Origin of the sequence: Mucilaginibacter kameinonensis (assembly GCF_003675385.1) — a bacterium.
In the GTDB taxonomy this organism is placed as follows: Bacteria; Bacteroidota; Bacteroidia; order Sphingobacteriales; family Sphingobacteriaceae; genus Mucilaginibacter; species Mucilaginibacter kameinonensis.
On record NZ_RCWZ01000001.1, the window covers coordinates 698,461 to 719,908 of the forward strand.

Annotated in this window: 20 protein-coding genes; 12 read left to right on the forward strand and 8 right to left on the reverse strand. The window is 42.9% G+C overall.

What is annotated here, in order from left to right; all coding sequences use genetic code 11:
* Positions 1–219 precede the first annotated feature (219 nt).
* Positions 220–2,136: a gliding motility-associated C-terminal domain-containing protein gene (locus EAH55_RS03135; protein WP_121808446.1), complete on the forward strand. Its 1,917-nt coding sequence runs from the start codon at positions 220–222 to the stop codon at positions 2,134–2,136.
* Between the two features lie 123 nt (positions 2,137–2,259).
* Here the strand turns inward: EAH55_RS03135 and EAH55_RS03140 are convergent, their stop codons facing one another.
* Together EAH55_RS03140 and EAH55_RS03145 are read right to left on the reverse strand one after the other, a co-directional pair.
* Positions 2,260–3,861: an FAD-dependent monooxygenase gene (locus EAH55_RS03140; RefSeq protein WP_121808447.1), complete on the reverse strand. Its 1,602-nt coding sequence runs from the start codon at positions 3,859–3,861 to the stop codon at positions 2,260–2,262.
* Positions 3,858–4,574, reverse strand: a complete 717-nt coding sequence (locus EAH55_RS03145) for an SAM-dependent methyltransferase (RefSeq protein WP_121808448.1) — start codon at positions 4,572–4,574, stop codon at positions 3,858–3,860. Before EAH55_RS03145 ends, EAH55_RS03140 begins: the two co-directional genes overlap by 4 nt.
* A 54-nt stretch (positions 4,575–4,628) precedes the next feature.
* Between EAH55_RS03145 and EAH55_RS03150 the strand changes: the two genes are divergently transcribed.
* Positions 4,629–5,345, forward strand: a complete 717-nt coding sequence (locus EAH55_RS03150) for a hypothetical protein (protein ID WP_112574642.1) — start codon at positions 4,629–4,631, stop codon at positions 5,343–5,345.
* Between the two features lie 27 nt (positions 5,346–5,372).
* On the opposite strand, the gene EAH55_RS03155 is transcribed toward EAH55_RS03150, so the two are convergent.
* Positions 5,373–5,762, reverse strand: coding sequence for a VOC family protein (locus EAH55_RS03155; RefSeq protein WP_121808449.1), 390 nt, complete (start codon positions 5,760–5,762; stop codon positions 5,373–5,375).
* Between the two features lie 277 nt (positions 5,763–6,039).
* On the opposite strand from EAH55_RS03155, the gene EAH55_RS03160 reads away from it, so the two are divergent.
* From EAH55_RS03160 to dgt, 3 genes are all read left to right on the forward strand, one after another.
* Positions 6,040–7,983 carry a hypothetical protein gene (locus EAH55_RS03160; RefSeq protein WP_121808450.1) on the forward strand — a complete coding sequence of 648 codons (1,944 nt, stop codon included), beginning with the start codon at positions 6,040–6,042 and terminating at the stop codon, positions 7,981–7,983.
* Positions 7,984–8,095: 112 nt separating this feature from the next.
* Entirely contained in the window at positions 8,096–8,251 is a 156-nt protein-coding gene (locus EAH55_RS30800) for a hypothetical protein (RefSeq protein WP_162996735.1), read from the forward strand.
* A gap of 6 nt (positions 8,252–8,257) precedes the next feature.
* Complete coding sequence (dgt, locus tag EAH55_RS03165; RefSeq protein ID WP_121808451.1) at positions 8,258–9,715, forward strand: dGTP triphosphohydrolase; 1,458 nt, start codon at positions 8,258–8,260, stop codon at positions 9,713–9,715.
* A 98-nt stretch (positions 9,716–9,813) separates the two neighbouring features.
* On the opposite strand, the gene EAH55_RS03170 is transcribed toward dgt, so the two are convergent.
* Complete coding sequence (locus EAH55_RS03170) at positions 9,814–11,793, reverse strand: alpha-ketoacid dehydrogenase subunit alpha/beta (RefSeq protein WP_121808452.1); 1,980 nt, start codon at positions 11,791–11,793, stop codon at positions 9,814–9,816.
* Between the two features lie 59 nt (positions 11,794–11,852).
* Between EAH55_RS03170 and EAH55_RS03175 the strand changes: the two genes are divergently transcribed.
* Positions 11,853–12,704: a DUF4198 domain-containing protein gene (locus EAH55_RS03175; RefSeq protein ID WP_112574639.1), complete on the forward strand. Its 852-nt coding sequence runs from the start codon at positions 11,853–11,855 to the stop codon at positions 12,702–12,704.
* A gap of 154 nt (positions 12,705–12,858) precedes the next feature.
* Here EAH55_RS03175 and EAH55_RS03180 read toward each other — a convergent pair whose 3' ends face one another.
* Together EAH55_RS03180 and rsmA are read right to left on the reverse strand one after the other, a co-directional pair.
* A complete protein-coding gene (locus tag EAH55_RS03180; protein ID WP_121808453.1) occupies positions 12,859–13,254 on the reverse strand; it encodes a hypothetical protein in 396 nt (131 codons plus the stop codon).
* 518 nt (positions 13,255–13,772) lie between these two features.
* Positions 13,773–14,552 carry a 16S rRNA (adenine(1518)-N(6)/adenine(1519)-N(6))-dimethyltransferase RsmA gene (gene rsmA / locus EAH55_RS03185; RefSeq protein ID WP_121808454.1) on the reverse strand — a complete coding sequence of 260 codons (780 nt, stop codon included), beginning with the start codon at positions 14,550–14,552 and terminating at the stop codon, positions 13,773–13,775.
* Between the two features lie 236 nt (positions 14,553–14,788).
* On the opposite strand from rsmA, the gene pdxA reads away from it, so the two are divergent.
* The 6 genes from pdxA (at position 14,789) to EAH55_RS03215 (ending at position 19,786) form a co-directional block, all read left to right on the forward strand.
* The gene (gene pdxA / locus EAH55_RS03190) at positions 14,789–15,844 is read left to right on the forward strand and encodes a 4-hydroxythreonine-4-phosphate dehydrogenase PdxA (RefSeq protein WP_114941693.1); all 1,056 of its coding nucleotides are present in this window, start codon (positions 14,789–14,791) and stop codon (positions 15,842–15,844) included.
* Between the two features lie 83 nt (positions 15,845–15,927).
* Positions 15,928–17,115: a DUF5009 domain-containing protein gene (locus EAH55_RS03195; RefSeq protein ID WP_121808455.1), complete on the forward strand. Its 1,188-nt coding sequence runs from the start codon at positions 15,928–15,930 to the stop codon at positions 17,113–17,115.
* A 193-nt stretch (positions 17,116–17,308) separates the two neighbouring features.
* Complete coding sequence (locus tag EAH55_RS03200) at positions 17,309–18,292, forward strand: pyruvate dehydrogenase complex E1 component subunit beta (RefSeq protein WP_112574632.1); 984 nt, start codon at positions 17,309–17,311, stop codon at positions 18,290–18,292.
* A 79-nt stretch (positions 18,293–18,371) separates the two neighbouring features.
* Entirely contained in the window at positions 18,372–18,590 is a 219-nt protein-coding gene (locus EAH55_RS03205; protein WP_114941727.1) for a zinc ribbon domain-containing protein YjdM, read from the forward strand.
* Positions 18,591–18,627: 37 nt separating this feature from the next.
* Positions 18,628–19,221 (forward strand): hypothetical protein, encoded by a 594-nt coding sequence (locus EAH55_RS03210; RefSeq protein ID WP_121808456.1) that lies wholly within the window; start codon positions 18,628–18,630, stop codon positions 19,219–19,221.
* 67 nt (positions 19,222–19,288) lie between these two features.
* Positions 19,289–19,786, forward strand: coding sequence for a hypothetical protein (locus EAH55_RS03215; protein WP_121808457.1), 498 nt, complete (start codon positions 19,289–19,291; stop codon positions 19,784–19,786).
* 97 nt (positions 19,787–19,883) lie between these two features.
* Here the strand turns inward: EAH55_RS03215 and EAH55_RS03220 are convergent, their stop codons facing one another.
* On the reverse strand, positions 19,884–20,540 hold the full coding sequence (locus EAH55_RS03220; protein WP_121808458.1) for a metal-dependent transcriptional regulator: 657 nt from the start codon (positions 20,538–20,540) through the stop codon (positions 19,884–19,886).
* A gap of 143 nt (positions 20,541–20,683) precedes the next feature.
* The gene (locus EAH55_RS03225; protein WP_121808459.1) at positions 20,684–21,262 is read right to left on the reverse strand and encodes a hypothetical protein; all 579 of its coding nucleotides are present in this window, start codon (positions 21,260–21,262) and stop codon (positions 20,684–20,686) included.
* Positions 21,263–21,448: the final 186 nt, after the last annotated feature.

Genomic DNA, 21,448 nt, shown 5'->3' on the forward strand with positions numbered 1-21,448 from the left:
TTATTTGCCGGTAAATTATCAGTCCCGTTAAGTTCGCCTATACAAAACTGTGATTCATCGATACAATATTGATGAATAGCTGCCATGCCCGCATATTTATGCAGTAAACCAAATATAACCCCATAAATGGTTTATTAGTACCCCTTTTCATAATAGTTGCGATAGTAGCGTCTGTGTGTTAGTAGTACATACAGGCGCTTTTTTAAAAACAGTATTCCGTTGGAAGCAAAAAAGTTACTCCCCCTAATCAGCTTTTTTCTCATCTTATTAGTTCGTAAAACAAACGCGCAAAGCCTCGGCGACCCGGTTGTGAGTATCACTTTTGGTTCCGGAACCTCAACACACTCTGGTGCGTTGCCTGCCGATTCAGGATCCACGAGTTATACTTACAGCAGCGCCGATTTTCCGAATGATGGCTCGTACACCATTGAAAATACTACCGCGGGTGCCGGTAACGTCTGGTGGTCGGCAACAGACCATACGGGTAATACCGGAGGGTACATGATGGTAGTAAATGCCAGCGTATCCAAAACCGATTATTTTTATAAACGTACCATTACCGGGTTATGCTCTAACACCACCTATCAGTTTTCGGCCTGGGTGGTGAACCTGTTGAGGAGCAATGATATCAGTCCGCCAAACATCACTTTCGCTATTGAAAAAACCGACGGGACAACTATCCAGAGTTATAATACCGGTACCATTGCACGTACCAGCGGCAATTATCAATGGGTACAGGAGGCATTTAATTTTACCCTGCCTGCAGGTGTTGGCGATGTGGTGATTAAGATGATCAATAACAGCGCGGGAGGTGCACCGGCTAACGACCTGGCTATTGACGATATCGTTTTTCGTCCTTACGGACCGGTCATAGCGGCAAGTTTCAGCAGTTCAAGCTCAACCATAACCGCAGCGGCCTGTTCAGATGTTCCTCAAACTTATACGCTTAGTACAACTATCCCCAGCGGATATACGGTTTTATGGCAGTCTAAAAACGGCAATGGCACCTGGACAGATCTTACCGGGGCCAACAGTACCAGCTCAACTTACCAGATCACGTCGCCAACAGTGGCCGGAACTTATTATTACCGGGCCGTAACGGCACAGGCGGGCAACATCAATTCGGCGCTTTGCAGGTCGGCATCAAATGTGCTCACGTTGACTGTCGGGGCGCCGCCTTCATCAACAGCAACAGCCAATACGCCGGTTTGCGCCGGTGCCACATTGTCTCTAAATGCATCAACCGGGGTAAGCTATAAATGGACAGGGCCAAACGGTTTTACATCGGTACTTCAAAACCCAACCATCGATAATGTAACAACTGCGGCTGCCGGGAATTATAGTGTTACCGTTAAATCATCGTCGGGATGCGAGGTTACAGTTCCCTTATCAGTTGTAGTGAATGCCCAACCTGTTGCAGCTGTGGCGCCAGTCGAGCCAATTTGCGAGGGCAGTTCGGTAACCTTAAATGCCAGTGGTGGCTCAACGTATTCATGGTCGCCCAGTACTGGCCTTTCTGATGCCGGTATTGCCAATCCGGTAGCCAGCCCAACAGATACCACGCTTTATACGGTTACCGTAAGTAACGGAACCTGTACTTCAACCGCTCAGGTTCAGGTTAATGTGCTTAAAAAGCCGGTAGCTAATGCGGGTCCCGACAGGCATATTACCCAGGGACAGTCAGTTACGTTAAACGGCAGTACCAAGGGAACAAATGTAAGCTATTACTGGACCCCAACCGATAACCTGAGCAGCAGCCTTGAACTTAAGCCAACAGCGTCACCGTTTGAAGATATCACCTACACCCTTCACGTGGTATCAAACTCCGGCTGCGGCGACGAAGCTACCGACGAGGTATTTGTGCGCGTTTATAAAAAAGTAGTTATCCCCAATACTTTTACACCCAATGGTGATGGTGTTAACGATACCTGGAACATTGAAGCATTGGACACCTACCCAACTTCAACCACACAGGTGTTTAACCGCTACGGCGGCCTGGTGTTTAAAAGTACTGGCTACCCCAAAGCCTGGGACGGCAAATACAGCGGCCAGGATATTCCATCGGGCACATACTATTACGTGATAGATCTAAAAAACGGCAATGTAATGAGTGGCTGGGTGATGGTGATGAGGTAAGTTTTGGTTCATAGATCATGGATCATGGTTCATGGTAGAATTGCAGAGTGGGTGGTTTTTAGTTTGATGGTAAACAGCAGAAATGCAAAGCGAACAAAGGCGGCCATTACCATGAACCATGATCTATGAACCATGAACTACCCCCGCTATATTCAGCAAATAATTATCCATCATATCAATATCCACTACATCATTTAAAAAGCCAATGTGCATATCGGGACGGATGATGAGCGCTTTCTTTTGATTTTCTTTGACGTCGAAAGCATCAAAAATGTGTTGGTTTTTGGTTGATGGGGGCAGGTAAAAAAAGTTGAGGCTGGCCCCATAGGTTTGGGTGATCCATTTGGCTAAGGTAAACAGGTCGAGCTCTTTGAGTTTGCCAAGGCAAATGAGCGTAAAGCCTGGTTTGCTGCACCATTCGTGCAGGTCGGTTTCCAGTTGACGTTTTTCGTCAAAAACCTTGAGGTAAGGCAGCCTGTCGCCGGCTTTGATCTGGCTGGCATGGCTTAGGTTAAGGTTTATGCTGCTGTCGCGATAGGCGATGCCGGTTTGTGACACGCGTTTAAAAAATGCCTCGCGCAAATGAGGTTTACTCCATACCCATTTTAAAACTACGGGCAGTAAATACTTCTTCAGCAAATTAATAAACCAGTTGCGCGACAGGATCATTTTAAAAATGCGGTCGGTGGTATTGAGCAGATCTTTGGCTACGGGCATTCTTTCCTGCGCGTAGCTATCCAAAACCGATACTTTAAGCTGGTTATTAACAACACCGGCCAGTTTCCAGGCCAGGTTATAGGCATCCTGCAGACCTGTGTTCATGCCCTGCCCGCCAACCGGCGAATGGATATGCGCTGCATCGCCAATTAAAAAACAGCGTTGCTCCCTGAATTTATCGGCCATGCGGTGATGCAGGCGATAAGTGGTGAACCAGTTGGTTTGCTCAACAATGATCTGCTGTTTGGTAACATCCCGCAGGTGAGGCAATATCTCTTCAATTTGCAATTCATCTTTACCATCAAACTCATCGGGAAGGTTTCCTACTACGCGGTAGTTCCGTTCATCGGGCATGGGGAAAAAGCCAGCGAACCCCTTTTTTGACAGAAACAGGTTTACTTTATCGCCAAAATCTGCATCTATTTTGATATCGGCCAAATAAAACTGGTGCTGATAGGTATCACCATTAAAAGGAATATTGAGTTGCTTGCGTACGGTGCTGTGCGCGCCGTCGGCTCCAATCAACCAATCGCAGGTGATGGTTTGCTTATCTTCGCCGCTTTGCAATTGCAGGGTTACTTTTTCGGTATTTTGGCTTAAGGATAGCAGCGAAGTATTCCAGTAAACGGGGCAGCAATTGAGGGTAATAAAATCCAGCAATAACCGCTCGTTTTTGCTCTGCGGATACATCTGGATAAAAGGAAAAGCTGTTTGAGTTTCGCCAACGTTTGAAAGCGAAAGACTGGCTACCTCTTCTCCTTCCTGGTTAAATTGAACACCGCCACCACGTTTGCCATCGCTGAGCACCTTATCTATAATGCCCATTTGTCTGTAGATTTCCATAGACCGTGCCTGGACTGCCAACGCTTTTGAATGCGTGGTTGGCCCCTGCCTGCTATCGATAATTACCGGCTGCACACCATAGCGTAAAAGTTGGGCGGCCATCATCAAACCTGACGGACCGGCGCCTACAATTACAACCGGGGTATGCTGCTGGCTTATGGTCATTTATTGCCGTGATAGATTAAAAAGATAGTTGGACGTTTATGCAGATCAGGCACTTTCTTTTGCCAGTCGGCAATGGTTTTGGTTTGTACCAACTCGGTAGCGGCTGTAAGATCGCAGGCTATACAGAGTTTGGTTTTAGGATTACCGCTTTTCAGAATCTCCTCAAGCATAGGGTTGTTGCGGAAAGGTGTTTCAATAAACATCTGGGTTTGATCGAGCTTAATGGCTGTATTTTCCAGCTCCTTGATCTTTTTGGCGCGAAGCACCTTATCAATAGGCAGGTAGCCATGAAAAGCAAAACTTTGGCCGCTAAAGCCCGAGGCCATCAGCGCCAGTAAAATGGAGCTTGGGCCAACTAAAGGCACAACCTTAATACCCATGCGATGGGCTTTATCCACAATCTCAGCTCCCGGATCGGCTACACCGGGGCAACCGGCCTCGCTCATCAAACCAACATCATTACCGGCTTGCAGGCCTTTAAAAAAATCGGCGTTGCCCATATCGCGGTTATGCTTGCCATAATCGTGAATAATGAGTTCGCTTTGCGGGGTTTTTAAACCGGCCTCTTTTAAAAAGCGGCGGGCGGTTTTTTCATTCTCCACAATGTATTCTTTGATACTGTTAATGGTATCAACCAGGTATGGCGTAAATGACTTTGCAGCTGCATCATCGGCCAATGGTACAGGAATTAAATAAAGGGTTCCATAGGGCATGTTGCAAAGTTGGTGTTTTTTGTTTAAATTAAGCTATCAAAAGGAGGCGGAAAAATGAGGCAATTAGGTGCAAATTGGTTTATTGAAGGTCATATTGATTTTGAATACAAAAAATATATCCTGTTAAGTTACCTGCAGGAAATTAACAGTCATTTTGATAACAGCCGATTATACCCTAACCTGGCCGACCTGATTTTTCACTACAACAACCTCATCGATTTCAAAACGAATAAATCGTTGTTGCAGCAGGCCTTTCCGCAACGCTTGTCCCAGGCCGATATTGATGCTGTTAAGCTTACCTATCAAAAGATCATTACCGATGATCAGAGCATGCAGGAGATAGAACATATCATTACCTATGCACTCGGCAAGATAGATCCGGCCATAAAAACCGGCAGGGATATTTATGATTTTGTTGAAAGGCATGTTAATATCGATCCGGTAGGTATTATCCCCTTAATGCCTTATCATGGTTACTTTTCGTTACGTAACGGCAAGGAAAGCACCAACCGCATCTATGAATACCAGATCACCATTTTTGAGGGTAAGGATGATAAATATCGTGGCATCAATATATCTTTTGTTGATACCTATGAGCAAAGCATAGCCAATACGCCCGAAAGTATCAAACTGCACCTTATTAACCGTAATAAGTTTATACCCAACCCTGCGGTTTACTATGTACACAGCGATATTACTTTCCCGCTTGAGCAAACCCTTTTGCCGGTGGCCAAAAGGAGTTTGGTGAAATTTATCTCGAACGCGGCGTAAAAAGAAAGTGTTCGGTAAGAGTCGATCTTACATATGAAACACATTAAACCGGTGCCCGTCCGGATCGGCAAACATAAAGCCGTAATAGCCTTCGCCAAATGCTTCCGGTGGGGAGAGCAGCTTCCCTCCCGCTTTGGTAACATCGGTTGCCCATTGGTCTACTTGTTCTTTACTTTCGGCCGAAAGTGAGAATAATATCTCAGCTGCTGATTGTGCGTCTGATATTTCAATTTTCATGTTGGCTTGCAGCACTTTCTTCAGAAAAAAGTGTATTACAAATTGATTTTCTCCAATAATAAAACTGGTTAGCTGATCATTGGGGGAGCAATTAAGTTTAAAGCCCAAGTCGGTATAAAATTTTGTTGTTCGCGCTAAATCGTCAACGGCCAGGTTGGCCCATATCATTTTTGGATGCATCGTGTTTTGGTTTTGCAGGGATATAATATAGATTTAATACAAACGCTGTCATAATATGTTTCCCAAAGAGCTATTTTGCTGCGGTAAACATTTATATTCGTTACCGAATAAACCTGAAACAGAAGGAGAATTGCGTGTATAATGCATGCCCTTCTACTGACCAATAAAATATCTGTAAAATTGACATTATTTGGCAATATGACCGATGTAAAGGCTTCCTGCGCGAAGCCCGACATGTTATGCGAAATTTTAAGATACTCCCCCAATTTATAATCACATGAGAAAACTTTTAATCGCACTTTTTTTATTAAGTGGTTTTATAACCTATGCCCAGGTGAAGCCTTCGGGCATTTTGCTGAATAGTAAAAATGCCGATATTAAAAAGACAAAAGGCTTTTCGACAGTAAGTACACAGGATGGCAGCAAGCCTGTTGAACTGGTTTTTCAAACGCATACCTGCGTTGGCGTGAGCCGGGAAGATAATAAATGGTACGTTCTGCCTTTAAATGACGCCTCTGGTAAAATCAGCGCGAATACAAATTTGTGGATCCTGCCTCAGGACGCGCTTTCGAAGGATAAGGCTTATTTGATCAAATTATCGGGAAGTGACTCGGTGACGGCGGTTTCTGAAAACGACCGGTTGAGGGTAAATGTATATTCTAAAAAATTTGAGTTGCATACCGCCGAGGCCCGTCCGCATAGCGATTGTTTTAATAACCGTTATGCCCTCAACATACAAGGCGGCGATGCTTTTGCAAACACCCTGGCCGGTTTTTACTGGGGAACCATGTTGCAATCGGTAATAGAAAAAACAAAGGCTAAAAACTATCCTTATTCAAGCGGGTACGTAATCAGTACATTAAACCCTAAGGCCTATGCCGGTTCATACCCGGATGTTGATCACGAATTTCAAATAAAAGGGCGGCTTGCTTTTGTTTCTGATCTTGATATCGACGTGGTAAGGCGCATGATGGAGCTTCAGTTTAAGTTAATGCAGGATGATCCGGAAGGTTTGTTTAGGGATCCATGTTCTGTACAGCCCAGCGGTGAGCGTGAATACCATATCCGCCGGAACAGCCAAAACAATAAGGTGAATGCCAATATGTTTTTGTTAACTGGCAATATGGAAATTCAGGAAGAGGCATTCCATTATTTTGAGGCAACCAAAGATTCTGTATGGCTCAGTAAAAACATTGAAAACCTTGAAAAAGCTGCCGCGCTTACTATCGCAAACACAGATCAGTATGGGCGTGTATGGTCTGACGTGTATTATGAAGATCAGGTAATGAAAGATGGTAGGGAAACCATGTCGGGCGCGTTGGCAGCTTATACTTTTCAATTGCTGGCACAAATGGAAAGCATTTTGAACCGGGGAAATAAATCAGATTACTATGCCGGGTTTTCAAAAAAGATAGCTCATCAATTGGTTCAGCCATTACCACAGGGTTTTTGGGATGAACAGGAACAGCGGTTTGTGGATTGGGTAGACAGAAGCGGCGTAAAACACAATCATATCCACTTGCTGGCCAATATTCTGCCAGCTATGTTTGGTTATACAACAGAAACTCAAACCCAGGCGGTTGCCAAGCTGGTTAACTCAAACCTGGCCGAATTTCAACGGTTCCCGAGTTTTATCTCGGCAGATGTAGCAGCCTATGACAAAAATGAGATTGGTGATGGAGGCCCTTATGACCTTTGTGCTGCCGGGCGCTATTGGTGGTGGGATGCCTCCTACTGGAAATGGCTTAACAACAACGAAATGCTGTATAAACAACTTAAAACTGTTGCCGCCGAAGCCGTTAAGGATTCCTATTACATGGGCGAACGTTATGATATGAATCATGTTTACTACGTTGACAATAAAGACTGGCACGGCGCAGATATGTATTATGAATATCCCTGCGTTTATACATCCATTTTGATAGATAATTATTTAGGCATTCAACACACCTTAAATGCCGATTTAAGCATTAAGCCCAAGGTTAACGGATATGGCACAATTGAATTTACAAACCCGTTGTATAATATACGTTATACCATCACCGCAAAAGGTTTCAAGTTAAAGAACCTATCCGACAAGCCAAGGCGTTTTGCAGTGGATTTATCATCGGTATTTAAAGGGAAGCAATTGAAGTTGGCTGGTAAGTTGAAAATAGAAAGCCCGGATGCTGTAATTACGTTAGCGGCGAATGAAGAAGCGAATTGGGTTTTAAGTAATTGAGGGGAAGTTTTGCTTAAGGCTTCTAATGAACTGCGATTTGTCCGTTATATGTTCTGTAATTATATTTTATTATATTTTATTATGTTTTTATATTTGTATATAAATCAACATCATGGCAACGAAAGATCCAAATTCTTCATACGAATCTCAGGCATTAAAAAAAGCCATTTCCGATGCCTATAAGGGAACCTATCAAATTAAAGGCACAACTGCTTCAAAGCACGGCACTAATGCAGATTATAAGAAGACTATAACTGTTAAAAAGTAGCCATAAATGTATTCTAATTCGGATACCGAACGGGAATTTCCTGTTCAAACAGGTGAAAAAGATTATCGTTCGCCCTATCGTAGAGATTATGCTAGATTAATTCATTGTCCTTCGTTCAGAAGATTACAGGGAAAAACGCAATTATATCCTGGCGTTGAATCTGATTTTTTTAGAAACCGATTAACTCATTCTTTAGAGGTCGCTCAGATATCTAAAACAATTGCGCTATTTATAAATGATCAGTTTATAGAATCTGGATCTGAAAAAATTGATGTTGATATTTGTGAATTTGCAGGCCTCGCGCACGATCTTGGCCACCCTCCTTTTGGTCACCAGGGAGAAGAAGCTCTTGATGAATGCATGGGAAATTTTGGAGGTTTTGAGGGGAATGCTCAAACGCTAAGAATCCTTTCAAGAATTGAAAAAAAGACAAAAATTGATTCGCCAAATCCCAATGACGAGTATAGATTTGGGCTCAATCTTACTTTTAGGTCATTGGCATCTATATTAAAATATGACAATCCTATTCCAGAAACTATTGACAGTCGTAAGGAGGAAGATAAAAAAAGAGCAGTAAAAGGATATTATGCATCTGAATCGAATCTTGTCAGGCAAATTAAAACTAAAGTAGCGGGAGATGATACTAAGCCCTTCAAAACTGTCGAATGTAAGATCATGGATATTGCAGACGATATTGCATATTCGACGTACGATCTAGAAGATGGGTTTAAGGCGGGGTTTTATCATCCGACAAACTTCTTTTCCTACCCAGACGCAGTATTTGAAAATGTTGCCCGTAAAGTTGAAAAAGCGTTAAAAAAAGAAGAGTACATTACTAAAAAAGATTTTGATGCAAACGACGTACGAGAAGAACTTTTTAGCATCTTTTCTAGTGTTTATAATTTTGACACATTTGATCTGGTCGAGGCAGACGACGATGATGGAAACAATTATATTGGTATAACAAAAGGAATAACTAAAGAGGCGTTTCTTTTTAACATCGTCAATACAATAACAAAGGCTTCTAAACTCGTAGCGGAGGATGGCTATTTTCGAAATACTTTTACTTCAGAACTTATAAATAGTGCTATTGAAGGAGTAAGATACATCGAGAATAAGGAAAATGCAGCTCTATCAGATGTTTATCTAGAAGAGAAAACTAGAATTAGGGTAGAGGTCTTGAAAAACTTTACTTATGAAAGTCAAATTTTAAGCCCCCGACTTAAAATAGCGGAGTTTAGAGGCAAGGAGATTGTAAAAACAATATTCGATGTTTTAAAAAACGATGAAGGATGGCGATTAATGCCATCAGATTACCAAACAATCTATCATCATTTTTCAACTACTGCTGATAAACATCGATGCATTTGCGATTTTATATCTGGTATGACAGATAAATACGCGATTGAATTTTATGGTCGTTTAAAGTCTGAAAATCCAGAGACTATATTTAAACCGTTTTAAAGAACTTGAGCCAAGATACTTATCTTAAGGCTTTTTATTTCTTTAGAATGTTTACTAATGCCTTGCTTAATTAAATTGATTTGATAAGGCCCTGGTCTCTAATATCTTAACAACCTCTCCATACTCTCCTCCAGCCTCGCCTTTGCTAAAAACTGATCTTCCAAAGCTTTATTCATGGGGATGGCAGTATCCAGGCTGCCGCAACGGATCACCGGCGCATCAAGGTATTTAAAGCAATGCTCGGCAATGTGAGCTGCAATTTCGGCACCGAAGCCATTGGTAAGGGTATCTTCATGCAAGATAAGCGCTCTGCCTGTTTTTTTAACACTGGCTTCAATTGCTTCATGGTCCCAGGGTTGGAGGCTGCGGAGGTCAATGATCTCGATAGATTGTTCCGGATGTTTGTCCGCATATTCTAAAGCCCAGTGTACACCGAGGCCAAATGTAATAATGCTCGCCTTTTCACCTTGTTTAATGACGTTGGCTTTGCCAATCTCAATCATTACCTCATTATCGGGCACATCGGCGCTGATGCTGCGGTACAAGTATTTGTGTTCGAAATAAATTACAGGATTGGGGTCATCGATAGCGGCAAGCAGCAGGCCTTTGGCATCTGCCGGGGTGGCCGGGTAAACCACTTTTAAACCGGGTGTTTTGGTAAACCAGGCTTCGTTACTTTGGGAATGGAACGGGCCTGCACCGGTGCCCGCGCCCGTCGGCATCCGGATCACCACGTCAACGCCCTGCCCCCATCGGTAATGCGTTTTGGCAAGGTTATTAACAACCTGGTTAAAGCCACACGTGACAAAATCAGCAAACTGCATTTCAACAACAGCTTTGTAGCCATTAATGGCAAGCCCCATACCTGCACCTACAATGGCCGATTCGCAAATGGGCGTATTGCGTACACGGGCTTTGCCAAATTCTTCTACAAAGCCCTGGGTAATTTTAAAAGCACCGCCATATTCGGCAATATCCTGTCCCATGATCACCAGGTTGGGGTATTTGCGCATAGCTTGTTTAAGGCCGTCGCTAATGGCATCTATGTAGCGCTTGTTAGTAACTACAACAGGTTGCGGTTTTGCAGCCGGGAAGCTGTAGGGCTTATACATGTCCTGCACCTCTGTGGGTATATCTGGTATGATATCTGCCTCGGCGTAAACCTTTTCAATTTCAGTTTCTATAATGGCGGCGAACTCCTTGCGGATAGCAGGGATCATGTCTTTAAGCAAAACACCTTCGGTAAGCAGGTATTTTTCAAAGTTTGCGACCGGGTCTTTCCCTGCCCACCATTCAAACAAATTATTGGGAACGTATTTAGTACCTGATGCCTCCTCGTGGCCACGCATCCTGAAGGTCATACATTCCAGCAAAATGGGGCGCGGGTTTTCACGGATAGCTTTATTAAGTGTGGTGATGGTGTTGTAAACCTCAAGTAGGTTGTTGCCATCAATCCGGCGACCTTCCATGCCGTAACCTATGGCTTTATCAATCAGTTCGCGGCAATTGTATTGCTCGCTGGTTGGGGTAGAAAGGGCGTAGCCATTATTTTCGATTAAAAATATTACCGGTAATTTCCAAACGGAAGCTATGTTAAGCGCTTCATGAAAGTCGCCTTCGCTGGTAGCTCCTTCGCCGGTAAAAACAAGTGTTGACTTTTTTTTGCCCGATAATACATCGGCCAGGGCAATTCCATCGGCCAGTGCAAGCTGCGGACCAAGGTGCGATATCATCCCGATGATCTTATACTCCTGGGTACCGAAATGGAAAGAGCGGTCGCGCCCCTTGGTAAAACCCGAAGGTTTGCCTTGCCATTGCGCCATTAACCTTGATAAAGGGATGCCCCGGGATGTAAAAACACCCAGGTTGCGGTGCATGGGCAAAATATATTCGTCTGGATTCATGGCCAGGGCGCTGCCAACTGCTATGGCTTCCTGGCCAATGCCCGAAAACCATTTGCCAATGCGCCCCTGCCTCAGCAGGATCAGCATCTTTTCTTCAACCATGCGTGGGAATAGCAGTTTTTTGTAAAATGCCAGCAAAGTATCATTATCGAGGTTTTTCCTGTCAAAAATCATAACGTAAAACTACTGAAGTTTTTAAAACTTTGTATGTTTGATGATACTATCAAAAAACTATGAAACGTACGGGGATTTTACTCTTGGTGTTACTGTTGCTGATCGGTTTTGCCGCCAGCTCGCAGGATTTTTTCTTATTGCCACATAATTTTTACGTGCACAAAGGCGATAAGCTGAACCTGCATTTGCTGAGCGGTAATGAGTTTAAGCCCGAAAATGAATTTATTTACGCTAAAGCAAAGGCAACTAAGTTTATGCTGTATGAGGGCTCTAAAAAAACAGACCTTTCAAAAAGCAGCAATCCTGCCGACAGTAGTTTACTTACTTACGAGCTTCAGAACTCGGGTCTTGCGCTTTTTGAACTGGTGAGGGAGGATGAAACAGAATCGGAAAGGAATAAATTTATAAGGGCGCTTGAAAGCGAAGGCCTTGATAAAATGGCCGAAGAAGCCCGTGCCAGCAGTCAGCAATACTTTGTTGAAAGGTATCACCAATCCTCCAAAACGCTGATCTCTGTTGATAAGGCCAATGGAAAAGACTTTGATAAACCGCTGGGCGAAGATTACGAGATTGTGATACAGCAGAATCCCTATAAGTCGGCATACGGAGATGATGTTACCGCACAGATTCTGTTTAAAGGCAAGCCGATGAAGGATGCCGCGGTAATTCAATATGTACGTACACTGAATGGCACCATCATTCCGCAAAAGCTTTTAAGTGATAATAACGGACTGGTGTTTTTTAAACTAAGCCGCGAAGGGGTTTATATGATTAGCTCAACCCACGTTGAACCGGCTCAGGACAAAAAAGCCGATTATGAAAACTGGACAGCTACCTTCACTTTCGCGTTTAGCAATACCGACGATACCCCAAATACCTATAGGGAGTTTGGGTTTGGAAATAAACATTAGGCAGTTTGCAGTTGCGAGTTGGCAGTGACCAGTAGCAATAAGCAGGTTGCAGTTATGGGTTTGCGGTGGGCAGTAGCAGCGGAGCAGTTTAAAAAAAATAAAGGCCCGGTTCAATCAACCGGGCCTTCTTTATATATTGGGGAAGTGATTTTTATTATTGAGCGATGTAAAATGATTTTTGATCGCCATCCTGATAAACGTGGATTGATTTTTTAACCATCTGGTTGTTAGTATAGATTTCCATGGTGTATTCACCATCTGCCAAACCATCTAACACGTAGCCTTTGCTCACATCTGTTTTGCTTGGCACAATGTCTTTCAATAAAAGCTCATTGTCTTTATTGTAAACTTTTACAACTGATTTTCCGCTTTCAGATTTTGCAAAGTTTATTTTTAAACCGCGATCATGATCAAGGGCTTTAAAGCTTACTACTTCTTTTGCTTTCGGATTAACATCGGCATTGCCTTCGTCGGCTTTGGCTACTTTGGTAGCAAATACACCTGCAGTTAATAATACAAATAAGGCTGATAATTTTATTGAGGTTTTCATGGCGTTAAGGTTTTAATGTTTTTAAATATGTTGTGTTGTTATTTTCAATGATCAAATGAACAACATATATTTTGACTGCTAAAAAGAGTTATACCAGCCGCGGATATAAATAGACAAAGCCCCGAAAGCGCTCTGCAAACGCTAAAAAGGCACAATTCGTCGCAATTTCAGGAGTTGGTCGGGAATTTTGGGGAGTTGGTAGAAAGCTTCGAGCTATTGGTCAGGCGGGAGGTGAAAATAGCCTATAATGTGGAGTGCTGTCCTGTTAATGATTATCAATCAACCGCGTGTCATTTCGAACGAACCCGATTGGGGACGTGCGGGGCTGGTGAGGAGAAATCTTGTACGCCATGTAGGGTCATTCTGCATGGCGTATAAGATTTCTCTTTCGCCCCGGCGCTCGTTCTCCCGCTCGCAGCTCTATCGAAATGACATTTTCTTTTATTTGAAAGAGATCTACGGATGATGAATTTTGTAAAGAGGCAATTATGCATCCTTACAGAAAGAGATATAAAAAATTACCTTGTTGCCGATACCTTGTTGGTAAGCGCTACAAAATCTGCTACGCTTAACCTTTCCGCCCGTAGTTCGAGCATTGGTTCGTCGGTTAATTTTTCTTTATTAATGAGCGATGAAATGGCGTTGCGCAGGGTTTTGCGACGCTGGTTAAAGCCGGCTTTTACAATTTGCCAAAACAACTTCTCATCACAGTCAAGGGTTTCCTTTTCGTTACGCGTAAGCCTTATCACTGCCGAAAGTACTTTTGGCGGTGGATTGAATACGCCTGCTTTTACGGTGAACAAATATTCTACTTTATAATAAGCTTGTAAGAATACGCTCAGGATGCCGTATTCCTTGCTGCCCGCTTTAGCCGCGCAGCGTTCCGCAACCTCTTTCTGAAACATGCCCACTACTTCTACCACCTGCTGGCGGTTGTCAAGTACTTTAAACAGGATCTGCGATGAGATATTATAGGGGAAGTTACCGATAATGGCAAAGCTTTCGGGGAAAATGCTTTTAAAATCAAGCTCCAGGAAATCGGCATTAATGAGCCTGTCGCCCAGTTGCGGGTATTTCTTTTTCAGGAAATCATACGATTCGGTATCGATATCAATAAGCGATGTTTCGTAGTCGGTTTTTTGCAGCAGGAAATCAGACAGCACACCCATCCCCGGCCCTACCTCAAGCACATGACCGAAACGCCCCTCGGGTTTCAGGCTGTCAACTATCTTTGCTGCTATGTTTTTATCAGTAAGAAAATGTTGTCCTAAATGTTTTTTTGCCCTTACCAATGTCATTATTAATCAAATATTTGAGCAAATTAAATCATATTTGTGCTTTTATCAGGAACTGTAAGCTTAAAATCTTTTATTTGCAAGTGCAAAGATAGGTTAAAGGCCAAAGGTTAAAGGTAAAAGGTTTGCTTTAAACATTAAGCTTTTATAAATCATTAATAATCATCACTGTTAAAGTTCATAAAATCGCCTCAATAAATGGGTGAAATCAAAACTAATCAGTGGAATCAGTACAGAGAATGAGCGATAAATTAAAAATTGGGATCAGCATTGGCGATGTAAACGGTATCGGTTTAGAGATAATTATTAAAACTTTGGCCGATAGCAAAATTTATGAGTATTGTACGCCTATTGTTTACGGGCATACCAAAGTGGCTTCGTTTCACCGTCGTGCAACCCAGGTTAATGAGCTTAATTTTTTAGTGATCAATGACCCTTCGCAAACTCATTTCCGCAAGCCCAACATGATCAACTGCTGGGAAGAAGATGTAAAAATAGAATTAGGCCAGGTTACAGAAGCAGGCGGTAAATACGCCTTTAAATCGCTGGAACGTGCTGTGTATGACCTGAAAGAAGGTTATATCGACGCCCTGGTGACGGCGCCTATCAATAAAGATAACATCCAGAACGAAAAATTCCAGTTTCCTGGTCATACCGAATATTTGCAGCAATATGATGGCGCTGCCGAATCGCTGATGTTTTTAGTGAGCGATACTTTACGTGTTGGCGTGGTTACCGGCCATATCCCGGTATCAAAAATTGCCGAAAGCATTACTGCCGAAAAAATACTGGCCAAGCTGAAGCTAATGAACAGCAGCCTGCAAACCGATTTCTGGATCCGTAAGCCAAAGATCGCGGTATTGGGCCTTAACCCGCATGCAGGCGACAATGGACTGATAGGTAGCGAAGAAAAAGATATCATTATACCGGCTATTGAAGAAGCCCGCTCAAACAATATCCTGGCATTTGGCCCATACTCGGCCGATGGCTTTTTTGCCAATGGTACTTACCTGCAGTTTGATGCCGTGCTGGCCATGTATCACGATCAGGGCCTGATCCCTTTCAAGCAGATCGCCTTTGAATCGGGTGTTAATTTTACCGCTGGTTTAAACTTTGTGCGTACCTCGCCAGATCATGGTACCGCGTATGATATCGCCGGTAAAAATCAGGCTTCTGAGATCTCGTTCCGCGAGGCTTTATTTACCGCTATTCATATCGTAAAAAACCGCAGGGAAGGCCTGGAGCTTAACGAAAACCCACTTTTATTTAGCAAACTGAGCCGCGACAGGGACTAAAAAAAGGTATGTAATAGTAATGTTTCAATTTAATTGCCGTTAAATTAAAACATTTACGGCGCTATGCGCATTTACATGACTGAATGAGTAATTTTCTGAGTCGTATACGTTCAATTGATGCTTTCCGTGCTGTAACAATGTTTCTGATGATATTTGTGAATGACCTGGATGGCATTCCGAATACCCCAAACTGGCTAAAACACGCGGGCTCAAATGTTGATGCGCTGGGTTTGGCCGATACTATTTTCCCCGCGTTTTTGTTTATCGTAGGCCTTTCAATCCCGTTTGCTTTTCAAAACAGGTTAAAACAGGGCGATAATTTCAAGCTGCTGTCGCGGATTGTAAGCCGCTCGTTCGCGCTCATTTTTATAGGGTTTTTCCATGCCAATATGGAAACCTACAACGAGGCTACTACCCTGCTGCCCAAACCTGTTTGGGAAAGCCTGGTAACGTTCAGCTTTTTCTTTATCTTTTTAGATTACAGCAAGGATACTCCACCAAGAAGGCGCTATTTATTGCAGGGCTTCGGTATATTGTTACTGGCCGGTATGGCTGCCCTTTATCGTACCAGCGACCCCGGGCATGTCTGGCTGCATTTTACCTGGTGGGGCATATTAGGTTTGATAGGCTGGTCGTACATGCTTTGCGCCCTTATTTACTATTATTCGGAGGGACACTTATGGATTCAGTTGGCTGCATGGATGTTCTTCATGTTCTTTAACCTGGATGTTCATTTCGGTTTTCTTGATTTTATCGACAGGCTGCAGGGCTACATCTGGATAGCCGGTAATGGTGCTATGCAATCCTTCACCATGGCAGGGGTATTTATTTCGGTACTGTACATGCGCCTTAAAGCCAATAATGAAATGAAGATGCTTTGGGCGGCTATGATCCTGATAGCCATTATCCTGTTTAACCTGGGCTTTATCGTACGCTATTTCAGCGGAGGCATCTCCAAAGAACGTGATACCCCATCATGGGTGCTCATTTGTACCGGTATAAGTTTGGTGGTATATGCCTTCTTTATTTTCCTGGTTGATGTTAAAAATAAATACAATTGGTTTAAGGTGATTGAGCCTGCGGGCACCAACACGTTTACCTGTTATATAGTCCCTTTCTTGTTTTATCCCATATATGAAATGAGCAGGATTGGTTACCCCGAATACTTAAGCCAGGGTACCGGGGGGCTCATCAAATGTATCGTATTCGCGTTTGTAATGGTATGGCTTACCGGTTTGCTGGATAAGATCAATATCCGGATCAAAATATAGGCACATTAACCCCTCCGATAAATCAAATTTCCTATTTGTTTTTGTTTCTGGCTGTAGTTTTGTGTTTTTCTCTGGTGAGACTGACACAAAATGTAAAATATATGTATTAAAAATCAAACCAATACCACGGTTAATTGCATTTAACACATTAGTGTTTATATTTGCGTTCGCAAAAAAACATCATTTTACGATAATGAGAGAAATACAATTCAGAGAAGCGCTAAGAGAGGCCATGGTCGAAGAAATGCGCAGCGACGAGAATATATACCTGATGGGTGAAGAGGTTGCCGAATATAACGGTGCATACAAAGTAAGCCAGGGAATGCTGGACGAGTTTGGTGCAAAACGTGTTATAGATACGCCGATCTCTGAATTGGGTTTTGCCGGTATCGGCATCGGCTCGGCAATGAACGGCTTACGCCCTATCATCGAGTTCATGACTTTCAACTTCTCGCTGGTAGCTATCGACCAGATCATCAACGGCGCTGCCAAGATGATGTCAATGAGCGGTGGCCAGTTCTCAGTGCCAATCGTTTTCCGTGGCCCTACCGGTAATGCTGGTATGCTTAGCTCACAGCACAGTCAGTGTTTTGAAAACTGGTATGCTAACTGCCCTGGCTTAAAAGTGGTTGTTCCATCAAATCCTTATGATGCAAAAGGCTTGTTAAAATCAGCTATCCTTGATCCGGATCCGGTTATTTTTATGGAGTCGGAATTAATGTATGGCGATAAAGGTGAAGTTCCTGAAGAAACATACTATATCCCACTGGGTAAAGCAAAAGTTGTTAAAGAAGGTACCGATGTTACTTTGGTTGGCTTTGGCAAGATCATGAAAGTGGTTGTTGCTGCTGCTGCCGAACTGGAAAAAGAAGGTATCCACGCCGAAGTGATCGACCTGCGTACTGTACGCCCTATTGATTACGCTACAGTTATTGAATCTGTTAAGAAAACAAACCGTTTGGTAATTATTGAAGAAAGCTGGCCTTTAGGTTCAATTGCTACCGAGGTTGCTTTCAAAGTACAAAAAGACGCTTTCGATTATCTTGACGCTCCTATTTTGCGTATCACTGGTGGCGACGTTCCGCTTCCTTACGCTCCAACTTTGATCCAGGAGTACCTGCCAAACCCTGAAAGGGTGATCAAAGCGGTTAAACAAGTAATGTACGTTACCAAGTAATCGTTTTATTAAATAAAATATCAATTGAGCCCGCTATGAAAATATCGGGCTCTTTCTTTTTTCTATTCCCCCTAAAATAATGGACGAACTCATAGTAAAAGACAGTAATGGTAATATCCTGAAGGATGGCGACTCGGTTACGCTAACCAAAAGCCTGAAAGTAAAAGGTGGTGGTGTTACGCTTAAGCAAGGTACACTTGTTAAAAAGATCCGTCTTACTGATAATGATGAAGAGGTTGATTGCAAGGTTGACGGCATGAGCATAGTACTCAGGACCGAATTTCTGAAAAAGCGTTAACCTATTCCCTAAACCTAACTTTAACAGCCTTATCAATATGAAGTATTTTTTTGCCTGTGTTTTTCTTTTTACAGGCTTGTTTGCTTATGGGCAAAAAATAACCCCATTAGAATATGTAGATGCCGGTACTATTTTAAAAGAAAACCAGGCCATTATTTATGGTAGTTTTATTCAACGCCTTACCTTTTGGCAAAATGGTTACGACCAAAGGATCAGGATCAGAAACCTGGAAACCAATGAGCTATTTTCATTTGAGGTGAAACCGGCGACCAGAACAAGAAAGGAGAATCCATTCTGTTTCTTTATAAAGGCCGGTACGTATGAGGTGGTAAACTTTTATTATTCAAAAGCCAAATGGTATGGAACGGAGGATAATACAAGACCGGTTTTTAGAGGAATTGATTTTGAGGTTAACGTAAAAAATAAGATAGACAGTGGCCTTGTCAAAATGGAAGACCTTCACCGGATTGTTTTTAAAGTTGAGAATAATACACTTACTTATCTTGGTAAATGGCATTTTGAATCGGGCGCCCCATCATTCAGTAATGATAAAGCCGTGCTTGATAAAAAACTAAAGGAGGATTATTTTTTTCTTGAATTTGAAAAGGCCGCTATTGTGTTGCCTGACTAAAATTTTACGTTGCCGCCAAAAATATTTTTGTAAAAATACCTACTTTTAAAAATTAACTTTTTTGAACATGCGATACACCTACTTTAAAGCATTTAAACCGTTATTTTTCATAGTATCAGCCCTGATTATTGCGGGAAATGCCGCCGCCCAAACTCAGCCTGCCGCCGCTACTACTGCGGCACCCGTGGCCGCTGTTGCAGGGGTACAAACTCATATTGATAAGTTTTTTAAAGAATACGATAAGCAAAGCACAGCCCGCGCTGTAATTGATATTTTTAAAACCAATAAGCTGATGGATTCAACCCGGCTAACCGGGCTTATTGTTAAAATAGACTCCATGAGGAGTGTTATTGGCAAATACCTTGGTAAAGACCTCATCATGCAGCGTAAGGCCTCAAACAGCCTGGTACTGTACAGTTACCTGCTTAAACACGAAAGTCAACCTGCTCGCATCACCTTTATGTTTTACAAGCCTAAAAACGAGTGGGAGATCTATCGCCTCTACTTTGACGTAGACGTAGATGGAGAGCTTGCCGAATCATCAAGAGTAACAGGGAAACCCTAATTGAGGTAAAAGGCGAAAGGATAAAGGTGAAAGGTAGCTTCATTATCGTTTTGCGAAGCAAAACCTTTCACCTTTCACCTTTCACCTTTCACCTAAATTAATCCACTAATATATTCTCCCCAAACTTTTGGGAAACTGTAGTGTCCTCCCGGTCTTCAATTTTTATGACCAGCGAGTTATCATAGGGGATTTTTTCTATCAGCTGAATTTTTGTGCCGATACCGATATTCAGTTTTTGCAGGTATTGCAGAAACGAGCTACTGGTATCACGTACGGCGGCAACCTTGCTTTGGGAACCGGGTTTAAGCTCCGATAAGGTTACAGAATATGATTTGGGTACTTTGCCATTGGCTTTGGGGATAGGATCGCCGTGAGGGTCGTATTCGGGGAAACCAAGGAATTTATCTAACCTATCGGCCAGGGTGGCATCGTTAATGTGCTCCAGTTCTTCGGCTATATCATGGATCTCATCCCAATGGTAGCCCAATTTTTCCAGCAAAAAAACTTCCCAGAGGCGGTGCCTGCGCACAATCAATATCGCATCTTTTAAGCCCTGCGGTGTTAACCTTACCCCTTTCTTTTTATCGTACTCAATAAGCTGCTTTTCGGTAAGCTTACGGATCATATCCACTACCGATGCCGGGTTATTGCTGAGTGCATCGGCTATAGCGGTAGGTGTTATTTTAAAATCCTTTCCCTGCGACGCAAGGCGATAAATAGCTTTTAAATAGTTTTCTTCCGAAAGCGTGTACATCAGTGGTTACTTTGATAAAATACAAACATAAGCAAAAGCAGGACGCCTGTTACCGGCTAAACGTTACTATTTGATTGTAAATACCTGTTAAAAACAAACAGGCCTCCTTTTCGGGAAGCCTGTCTTTATTATATGATTATATATTAGTGGTGTCCGTGACCTCCGCCGTGACCTTCACCATGGCCGTGTTCGCCACCACCGTGGCCGCCACCATGACCGTGATCGCCGCGGTCACCACCTCCATGCCAGCCTCCCCTGTTTGGGTTGCCACCGTGCCAGCCGTTATCGCCACGCCATCCACGATCTCCTCCGCGCCAGTGATTGGCGTATCTTACATCGCGGCTGTTGCGGATAATAACCTGGTCATGACGACCGCGATAGCCGGCATAATGATCCCTGTAATAAGTATTGCGGATCCATGGATTGCGTTCGTTAACCACCACTTTATAGCCGTTATAAACGTTGTAATTGCGGTATCTTACAGGTAAGTATCTGTGGTGTACCCATACGTTGTTTTCAAAATAAACGTAATTGTGAGTTGGTACATCGTAATAAGCATCGATATCTGGCATGTAGTAATAATCAACGTGATCGTAACCTACCGGACCCCAATCTGGCTGACTGCCTATATTAATACCTAAACCAATACTAACCTGTGCCGAAGCCATCTTCGCAGTGAAGCAGCTTAATAATATAGCAGCCGATAAAATAATCTTTTTCATGACGTGTGTAATAAGTTATGTAGGTATGACTATGGTTAAAGCCCATGGTTTAACTTGTTTCAATACCTGTTGCGCTATTTATTCAAAATAAATGCCACTATCATTACTGTCTTAGTGTAATGAACTGAATTTAGGTAGGTATAATTTAGTTACTACAGGTTGTTGTTGTATTAATTAAATGAAGGG

Coding starts and splice junctions, on each gene's coding strand:
- EAH55_RS03140 (WP_121808447.1), bottom strand. CDS start 3,861: ATGACCATAAGCCAGCAGCATACCCCGGTTGTAATTGTAGGCGCCGGT.
- EAH55_RS03145 (WP_121808448.1), bottom strand. CDS start 4,574: ATGCCCTATGGAACCCTTTATTTAATTCCTGTACCATTGGCCGATGAT.
- EAH55_RS03150 (WP_112574642.1), top strand. CDS start 4,629: ATGAGGCAATTAGGTGCAAATTGGTTTATTGAAGGTCATATTGATTTT.
- EAH55_RS03155 (WP_121808449.1), bottom strand. CDS start 5,762: ATGCATCCAAAAATGATATGGGCCAACCTGGCCGTTGACGATTTAGCG.
- EAH55_RS03160 (WP_121808450.1), top strand. CDS start 6,040: ATGAGAAAACTTTTAATCGCACTTTTTTTATTAAGTGGTTTTATAACC.
- EAH55_RS30800 (WP_162996735.1), top strand. CDS start 8,096: ATGGCAACGAAAGATCCAAATTCTTCATACGAATCTCAGGCATTAAAA.
- dgt (WP_121808451.1), top strand. CDS start 8,258: ATGTATTCTAATTCGGATACCGAACGGGAATTTCCTGTTCAAACAGGT.
- EAH55_RS03170 (WP_121808452.1), bottom strand. CDS start 11,793: ATGATTTTTGACAGGAAAAACCTCGATAATGATACTTTGCTGGCATTT.
- EAH55_RS03175 (WP_112574639.1), top strand. CDS start 11,853: ATGAAACGTACGGGGATTTTACTCTTGGTGTTACTGTTGCTGATCGGT.
- EAH55_RS03180 (WP_121808453.1), bottom strand. CDS start 13,254: ATGAAAACCTCAATAAAATTATCAGCCTTATTTGTATTATTAACTGCA.
- rsmA (WP_121808454.1), bottom strand. CDS start 14,552: ATGACATTGGTAAGGGCAAAAAAACATTTAGGACAACATTTTCTTACT.
- pdxA (WP_114941693.1), top strand. CDS start 14,789: ATGAGCGATAAATTAAAAATTGGGATCAGCATTGGCGATGTAAACGGT.
- EAH55_RS03195 (WP_121808455.1), top strand. CDS start 15,928: ATGAGTAATTTTCTGAGTCGTATACGTTCAATTGATGCTTTCCGTGCT.
- EAH55_RS03200 (WP_112574632.1), top strand. CDS start 17,309: ATGAGAGAAATACAATTCAGAGAAGCGCTAAGAGAGGCCATGGTCGAA.
- EAH55_RS03205 (WP_114941727.1), top strand. CDS start 18,372: ATGGACGAACTCATAGTAAAAGACAGTAATGGTAATATCCTGAAGGAT.
- EAH55_RS03210 (WP_121808456.1), top strand. CDS start 18,628: ATGAAGTATTTTTTTGCCTGTGTTTTTCTTTTTACAGGCTTGTTTGCT.
- EAH55_RS03215 (WP_121808457.1), top strand. CDS start 19,289: ATGCGATACACCTACTTTAAAGCATTTAAACCGTTATTTTTCATAGTA.
- EAH55_RS03220 (WP_121808458.1), bottom strand. CDS start 20,540: ATGTACACGCTTTCGGAAGAAAACTATTTAAAAGCTATTTATCGCCTT.
- EAH55_RS03225 (WP_121808459.1), bottom strand. CDS start 21,262: ATGAAAAAGATTATTTTATCGGCTGCTATATTATTAAGCTGCTTCACT.